Below are 7,183 nucleotides of genomic sequence, written 5' to 3' on the forward strand. Positions count from 1 at the left end.
GCGCTCCAGGTCCTCGGCGCCCCTCGGATAGAGCACCGCCTGGGGCAGGCGCTGGTAGAGGGAGTTGTCGGTGGCCAGCACCGTGCGGTTGGCGTAGTCGGGGGCGATGTCGCCCTCGAAGCCGGCGTCGTGCAGGGCCTCGAGGAAGTGCAGGTAGGGGGCGGACGTCGCCGCCTCCACCGCGAGCCGGGCGATCATGGGTGCAGCGTCTCCAAGGCCCGCTCCAGGCGCCCGAGGCCTTCCGCCATCACCTCCGGCTCGGCGGTCAGCGGCGGCAGCAGACGCAGCACATTGCGTCGGCGGCCGCTGGGCATCAGCAGGACGCCGGCCTCCCGGCCGGCGGCCAGCAGCGCCGCCAGGTGCTCGGATCCGCTGGCGGTGGCGGTATCCTCGAAGACGATGCCGCGCATGGCACCCAGGCCGGTCAGGGCGCCCACCATCGGGAAGCGCTCGCGGAAGCGACCGTGGGCCTCGACGATGACCGCCTCCTGCGCCGCACCCCAGCGACGCAGGCGGTCCTCACTCATCAGGTCCATCACCGTCCGGGCCGCCGCGCAGGCCACGGCATTGCCCGAGTAGGTGCCGCCCAGGCCGCCCTTGGGCAGGGCGTCCATGAGCGCCGCCTTGCCGGCCACGGCCGCCAGCGGCAGGCCTGCAGCCATGCTCTTGCCCATCAGCAGCAGGTCGGGCTCGACGCCGAGGTGGGAGAAGGCGAAACGGCGGCCGGTGCGGCCGAAGCCGGACTGGATCTCGTCGAAGATCAGCACGATGCCGTGCGTATCGCACAGCACCCGGAGGCGGGCGGCGAAGTCGGCACACAGGCGTCGGAAGCCGCCCTCTCCCTGCACCGGCTCGACGATGATGCAGGCCACCTCGTCGGCCGGCACCTCGACCTCGAACAGCCGCTCGAGGGCCGCCAGCGCTGTGTCCGCGTCCACGTCGCTGTCGGGACTCGAGAAGGGCAGGTGATGGACGGGACCCGGCAGGGCGCCGAGACGGTTCTTGTAGGGCTTGACCTTGCCGTTGAGGTTCAAGGCGGCCAGGGTCCGGCCATGGAAGCCATCGTCGAAGGCGATCACCGCCTGGCGGCCGGTGGCGGCACGGCAGACCTTGAGGGCGTTCTCGGTGGCCTCGGCGCCGCTGTTGGTCAGCATGCAGGACAGCGGGTAGCCGACCGGCACGAAGGCATCCAGCGCCTTGGCCACCTCCAGGTAACCCCGATGCGGCAGGGCATTGAAGGCGGAGTGCATCAGGGTCTCGACTTGGCCCTTGACCGCCTCGACGACGGCAGGATGACCGTGCCCCAGGTTGAGCACGCCGATGCCGCCGACGAAGTCGATGTAGTGCCGCCCCTGCTCGTCCCAGACCTCGGCATTGCGGCCTTTCTCGATGCAAAGGGGGTGAACGATGCCCAGCGAGCCACTGACGTGGGGAAAGTCCATGTCCGGTTCCTGTCGATTCATCGGGGGAGTTGTCATGGCCACGATGAAACCAGCGCCTCACGGGGGCTTCAAACGAAAAAAAACGCGCTATTCATTCCAGCAACTCATGCATTACCCAAGAAAACCCAGGAAGGTGTCGTCATTTGGGGATGAGGAATGCCTGGAGAGAATGGATCAGTAGAGGCGCGCCGCGACATGCCGCCGCCAGCTTGGCTAGAATGGCGGTATTGCACCAGCAACCGAGACGCCATGACGGCACGCCACCTGCCATCGACCACCACTATGCAATGCTTCGAGGCCGCCGCCCGCCACATGAGCTTCACCCGGGCCGCCGAGGAGCTCAGTCTGACCCAGAGCGCGATCAGCAAGCAGGTCGCCCAGCTCGAGGACTACCTGCAGCACAAGCTGTTCCGCCGCGTGCGCCGCACCCTGGTGCTCACCCCGGAGGGGTCGCTGTATCTGAGCGAGGTGCGCAAGATCCTCGCCCAGATCGAGATGTCCGCAAACACGATCATGACCTACAGCGGACATAGCGAAGTGCTGCGCGTGGCGACCCTGCCGACCTTCGGCAGCCATTGGCTGAGCGCCCACCTGCCCGCCTTCTTCGCGGCGTACCCACGCATCAGCCTGAGCATCACCGACCGGGTCCAGGCCTTCGACCTCGAGGAGCAGGACATCGACGTGGCCGTCTTCCATGGCCACGGGCGCTGGCCCAACCTGGAATGCCGCAAGCTGTTCGACGAGGAGGTGGTCGCGGTGGGCGCCCCCGGCTACCTGGCGCGCCAGGCACCGTCGTGCGCCGCGGACCTGGCCGACTGCCGCCTGCTGCACCTCTCGACCCGCCCCGACGCCTGGCACCGCTGGTTCGCCGACCAGGGGGTCGGCACCGACCGCAGCTATCACGGCACCCGCTTCGAGACCTTCCAGATGCTGATCCGCACGGTGATGGCGGAGGGCGGGCTGGCCCTGGTGCCGCGCTTCCTGGTCGACGACGAACTCGCCGCGGGGCGCCTGCGCCTCGCCTGGCCCCATGTGCTGCGCAGCCCCGACGCCTACTATCTGGTGTACCCGGAGCCGCTCGGCGAGCTCGCCAGGGTGCGCCACTTCGTGACGCATGTCCTGGCCTGTGCCGAGGCGGGACCAGGCCCCTAGTTCGCCGGCCGGGCCCCGTCCACGCGGGCCGGCGCCTCGAGGTGCTCGAGGATCCAGTCGATGAAGCCTTTGACCTTGGCCACCTCGCCCTTGTACTCGGGGTAGGCCAGGTAATAGGCATCCCGGCTGGTCAGCGAGAACGCCCAGGGGATCGTCAGCTGGCCGGCGGTCAGCTCCTCCTCGACCAGGAAGCGGGGCACCAGGGCCACGCCACAGCCCGCCCGAGCGGCACTCACCGCCATGTAGAAGGTATCGAAGCGCGGCCCGTGATAGCTGTGGGCGGTGTAGCAGCCCTGGGCGGCGAACCAGTCGTGCCAGGCCTCCGGCCGCGTGGCACTCTGCAACAGCACCAGGTCGGTCAGCGCCAGCGGGTCGCCGATGCCGCCGTCGGGCACCGCCGAGGGGGCGCACACCGGCACCATGGTCTCGTCGAGCAGCTTGATGCATTCTGCCTTCGGCCAGGCACCGTGGCCGAAGAAGAAGGCCACGTCGACGCGCTGCTCCTCGAGGTCGAAGGGTTCCACCCGGTTGGCGATGTTCAGGTAGACCCCGGGATGACGGAAGCGGTAGCCGTTGAGCCGGGGGATCAGCCAGCGGGCGCCGAAGGTCGGCAGGGTGGTGACGTTGAGCACCTCGCTCTGGCCCCCGTAAGACTGCATGTAACGGGTGGACATCTCGACCTGGGCAATGATCTTGCGCACCTCGGTCAGGTACAGCGACCCCTCCGGGGTGACCTGCAGGCGCTTGCGCACCCGCCGGAACAGCGGGTGTTCGAGCACCGACTCGAGCTGGGCGACCTGCTTGCTCACGGCGCTCTGGGTCAGACTGAGCTCCTCAGCGGCGCGGGTGAAGCTGAGGTGCCGGGCCGAAGCCTCGAAGCACTGCATGGCGGTCAGGGTGGGCAGGTGGCGGCGGTTCATTTCGGCCCCAGCAAGAAAATATGGAATGACCTCTATATAAAACGTCGTTTGAGCCACGTCAATTATCCCGGCAATACTGCTCACGCCCCCATCACAAGTCTATGAGCAGTAGGAGGAAGAATGATCGAGTCCATCATGCAGCGCCTCGGGGTCGCCGACACCCTGTACCGTGACGGCGACTATCCCGTGACCTCGCCCACCGACGGCGGCGAGCTCGGCCGGGTCCAGCTGGAAAGCGGTGAGCAGGTCCAGGCGCGCATCGACCGTGCCCAGGCCGCCTTCGAGGCCTGGCGTCGGGTGCCCGCGCCGCGCCGTGGCGAGCTGGTACGGCTGTTCGGCGAGCAGCTGCGTCGTCACAAGGAGGACCTGGGCACCCTGGTGACCCTGGAGTGCGGCAAGATCTACCAGGAAGGTCTCGGCGAGGTGCAGGAGATGATCGACATCTGCGATCTCGCCGTGGGGCAATCCCGACAGCTGTACGGCCTGACCATCGCCTCCGAGCGCCCCGGCCACCACATGCGCGAGAGCTGGCATCCGCTGGGCCCGATCGGCCTGATCACCGCCTTCAACTTCCCGGTGGCACCTTGGGCCTGGAACGCCGCCCTGGCGCTGGTCTGCGGCAACAGCCTGCTGTGGAAGCCCTCCGAGAAGACCCCGCTCTGCGCCCTGGCCTGCCAGGCGCTGCTCGAGCGCGCCATGGCCGAGTTCGGCGACGAGGCCCCCAAGGATCTCAGCCAAGTCATCATCGGCGAGCGGGAGGTCGGCGAGCACCTGACCGACGATTCCCGCGTGCCGCTAATCAGCGCCACCGGCAGCACCCGCATGGGTCGCGAGGTCGCGCCCCGCGTCGCCGCCCGCTTCGGTCGCAGCATCCTGGAGCTCGGCGGCAACAATGCCATGGTCCTCGCCCCCAGCGCCGATCTTGACATGGCCGTGCGTGCCATCCTGTTCTCCGCGGTGGGCACCGCCGGCCAACGCTGCACCACCCTGCGGCGCCTGATTGTCCATGAATCCGTGCGCAACGAGGTGCTCGAACGGGTGAAGAAGGCCTACGTGGGCGTCAGCATCGGTGACCCGATGGCAGGCAACCTGGTCGGCCCGCTGATCGATGCCCAGGCCTTCGACCAGATGCAGTCCGTGCTCGACAAGGCGCGCGAGCAGGGGGCCAGGGTCTTCGGAGGCGAGCGCCGGCTGGCCGAAGAGTATCCCGACGGCTACTACGTGGCGCCGGCCATCGTCGAAGTCGACCAGCAGGACGAGCTGGTCAGGCACGAGACCTTCGCCCCGATCCTATACGTCATGAGCTACCAGGACTTCGACGAGGCCCTGGCCCTGCAGAATGACGTGCCCCAGGGGCTGTCCTCCTGTGTCTTCACCACCGACGTGCGCGAGGCCGAGGCCTTCGTCTCGGATGTCGGCAGCGACTGCGGCATCGCCAACGTCAACATCGGCCCCAGCGGCGCCGAAATCGGCGGTGCCTTCGGCGGCGAGAAAGAGACCGGTGGTGGCCGCGAGTCCGGCTCGGATGTCTGGAAGAGCTACATGCGTCGGCAGACCAACACCGTGAACTACTCCCGCGAACTCCCCTTGGCCCAGGGTATCAAGTTCGACTGACCCCGACCGGCCGTCCTCACCTCGGGGGTGGCCATGACCATTCATGCCCTGACTACTCCTGCCCCGCCTACTATGACACCCCATGGGGACCAGGCCCACGTGCCCGCCCAGGGGCGCCAGGCCATGCCGGTGGCAGGAGCCGAGCCCGACAAAAAGAAGGAGGCGTCATGAAGGAAGGGTGCTTGTGGCACGGCACGTCCCCGGAGCCAGCGCCGGACTTGCCGGCTCTCGTTGGCCACAGATCGGCCGAGGTGGTGGTGATCGGTGGCGGCATCACCGGGTTGTCCACCGCGCTGCATCTCGCCGAGGCGGGAGTCGCCGTGAGCCTGATCGAAGCAGGGGAGATCCCCTGCGGCGGCTCGGGGCGCAATGTGGGCCTGGTCAATGCCGGCCTGTGGATCCCTCCGGACGACATCTGCGAGGCCCTGGGCGAGGCACAGGGCGAGCGCGCCAACACAATCCTCGGGGGGGCGCCCTCCGAGGTCTTCTCGCTGATCGAGCGCCATGGCCTCGACTGCCACCCGACGCAGACCGGCACCCTGCACCTGGCGCACAACGCCAAGGGGGAAGAGGACCTGGCGCGGCGCGCCGAGCAGTTCCAGCGCCGCGGCGCACCCGTGGCGTTGCTCGAGGATCAGGACTGCCGGCAGACGGTCGGCACGCGTCAGATTCGCCGTGCCCTGCTCGACCGTCGGGCTGGCACCCTCAATCCCGTCGCCTATACCCGGGGGCTGGCCCGTGCCGCCATCGCGGCCAGGGCCAGCCTCTATACCCATAGCCCGGCGCGGGGCGTGGCCCGCGAGGGCGACGACTGGCGTGTCACGACGCCACAGGGCAGCATCCTGGCGCCGCGGGTGGTAGTGGCCACCAACGCCTATACCGAGGACGACTGGAACCAGGTCAAGGACCACTTCTTCCCCGGCCATTTCTTCCAGGTCGCCTCGCCCCCGCTGCCCGAGGAGATCGCCGGCGACATCCTGCCCGAGCGCCAGGGGGCCTGGGACACCCGGATGGTGCTCAGCAGCATGCGGCGCGATGCCGAGGGACGCCTGATCCTGGGTAGCCTGGGCCGGGGCGATGGCCGACCGATGGCCTATGTGCGCTGCTGGGCGGATCGCGTCCAGCGCCACTACTTTCCTCAACTGGGCAAGGTCGAGTGGGACACCACCTGGACGGGCAGGATCGCCTTCACGCCGGACCACACGCTGCGGCTCTTCGAGCCGGCGCCCGGCATTCTCGGGGTCTCGGGCTACAACGGCCGCGGCGTCACCACCGGCACGGTGGTCGGCAAGGGCTTCGCCCACTACCTGACCACCGGCGACGATACCCTGCTGCCATTGCCGATCCGCTCGCCGGCACCGATCAAGGTCAAGCCGTTATGGAGCTGTGGCTATGAAGGCGGCTTCACGCTCTATCACACGGGGCAGTGCCTGCGGGTCTTGATCTAGGCCTCGCCCGGCAAGACGGAAGCCCGATTATCGGGCTCCCGGCGCCTGACCGCATCAAGGAGTTGTTTCCGGAAACGATGTGGGTAACGGCACGAGCCCATTACCACGCTTTTCACGATCGAGGACATCAAGATGCCAGATCCAACAACAACAAGCCGCTATCGCAAGCCGGGCCTGCTCCTGGCCCTTACCCCCGTGGTGCTGACCCTGCTGGTGCTTGGCATCCAGCTGTTCTATTTCGACGACTTCACCCCGCATATCCCATTGGCCATCGGCCTGGCCATCACCTCCCTGGTGGGTATCAGGCTCGGCTTTCGCTGGAAGCGCATCGAGGAAGGGATCTTCCACGTCATCCATGTCTCCCTGCCCTCCGTGTCCGTGCTGATCTGCGTGGGCATGATCATCGGCGTATGGATCGCCAGCGGCACCGTGCCGACCCTGATCTACTACGGCCTGACGCTGCTTTCCCCGGCGGTCTTCCTGGCGGCGGCCATGCTGCTCTGCTCGGTGGTCTCGGTCTCGCTCGGCACCTCCTGGGGCACCGTGGGCACCGTGGGCCTGGCGCTGATGGGCATCGGCGCGGGCTTCGAGATCCCCATGTACTGGA

General features: G+C 67.9%; 6 protein-coding genes and 1 pseudogene. 4 read left to right on the plus strand and 3 right to left on the minus strand.

The annotated features are described in order from the left end of the window. Together EKG36_RS20235 and EKG36_RS20240 are read right to left on the minus strand one after the other, a co-directional pair. Nucleotides 1-198, minus strand: a 198-nt coding sequence (locus EKG36_RS20235; RefSeq protein ID WP_148113492.1) for a hypothetical protein, incomplete at its 3' end; no start/stop codon positions are given. Next, a complete protein-coding gene (locus EKG36_RS20240) occupies nt 195-1,442 on the minus strand; it encodes a 2-aminoadipate transaminase (protein ID WP_126487087.1) in 1,248 nt (415 codons plus the stop codon). The genes EKG36_RS20240 and EKG36_RS20235, both read right to left, overlap by 4 nt. A gap of 249 nt (nt 1,443-1,691) precedes the next feature. Here EKG36_RS20240 and EKG36_RS20245 point away from each other — a divergent pair, with 249 nt between their 5' ends. Continuing rightward, entirely contained in the window at nt 1,692-2,594 is a 903-nt protein-coding gene (locus EKG36_RS20245; RefSeq protein WP_126487088.1) for a LysR substrate-binding domain-containing protein, read from the plus strand. Here the strand turns inward: EKG36_RS20245 and EKG36_RS20250 are convergent. Then, the gene (locus tag EKG36_RS20250; protein WP_126487089.1) at nt 2,591-3,514 is read right to left on the minus strand and encodes a LysR family transcriptional regulator; all 924 of its coding nucleotides are present in this window, start codon (nt 3,512-3,514) and stop codon (nt 2,591-2,593) included. The two genes, EKG36_RS20245 and EKG36_RS20250, sit on opposite strands and share 4 nt — an antisense overlap. 120 nt (nt 3,515-3,634) lie before the next feature. On the opposite strand from EKG36_RS20250, the gene amaB reads away from it, so the two are divergent. The 3 genes and pseudogenes from amaB to EKG36_RS20265 all read left to right on the plus strand — a co-directional run. Then, nucleotides 3,635-5,128: an L-piperidine-6-carboxylate dehydrogenase gene (gene amaB, locus EKG36_RS20255; RefSeq protein WP_126487090.1), complete on the plus strand. Its 1,494-nt coding sequence runs from the start codon at nt 3,635-3,637 to the stop codon at nt 5,126-5,128. A gap of 167 nt (nt 5,129-5,295) precedes the next feature. After that, nucleotides 5,296-6,576 (plus strand): L-pipecolate oxidase, encoded by a 1,281-nt coding sequence (gene amaA, locus EKG36_RS20260; protein ID WP_126487091.1) that lies wholly within the window; start codon nt 5,296-5,298, stop codon nt 6,574-6,576. A 132-nt stretch (nt 6,577-6,708) separates the two neighbouring features. After that, nucleotides 6,709-7,183, plus strand: a pseudogene (locus EKG36_RS20265) (Na+/H+ antiporter NhaC); the annotation flags it as partial.

The sequence above is a fragment of the Halomonas nitroreducens genome (assembly GCF_003966155.1).
GTDB classification, from domain to species: Bacteria; Pseudomonadota; Gammaproteobacteria; order Pseudomonadales; family Halomonadaceae; genus Halomonas; species Halomonas nitroreducens.

What these genes read in the sequence shown, in the direction of transcription:
- EKG36_RS20240 (WP_126487087.1), bottom strand. Translation starts at nt 1,442, where the DNA reads ATGGACTTTCCCCACGTCAGTGGCTCGCTGGGCATCGTTCACCCCCTT.
- EKG36_RS20245 (WP_126487088.1), top strand. Translation starts at nt 1,692, where the DNA reads ATGACGGCACGCCACCTGCCATCGACCACCACTATGCAATGCTTCGAG.
- EKG36_RS20250 (WP_126487089.1), bottom strand. Translation starts at nt 3,514, where the DNA reads ATGAACCGCCGCCACCTGCCCACCCTGACCGCCATGCAGTGCTTCGAG.
- amaB (WP_126487090.1), top strand. Translation starts at nt 3,635, where the DNA reads ATGATCGAGTCCATCATGCAGCGCCTCGGGGTCGCCGACACCCTGTAC.
- amaA (WP_126487091.1), top strand. Translation starts at nt 5,296, where the DNA reads ATGAAGGAAGGGTGCTTGTGGCACGGCACGTCCCCGGAGCCAGCGCCG.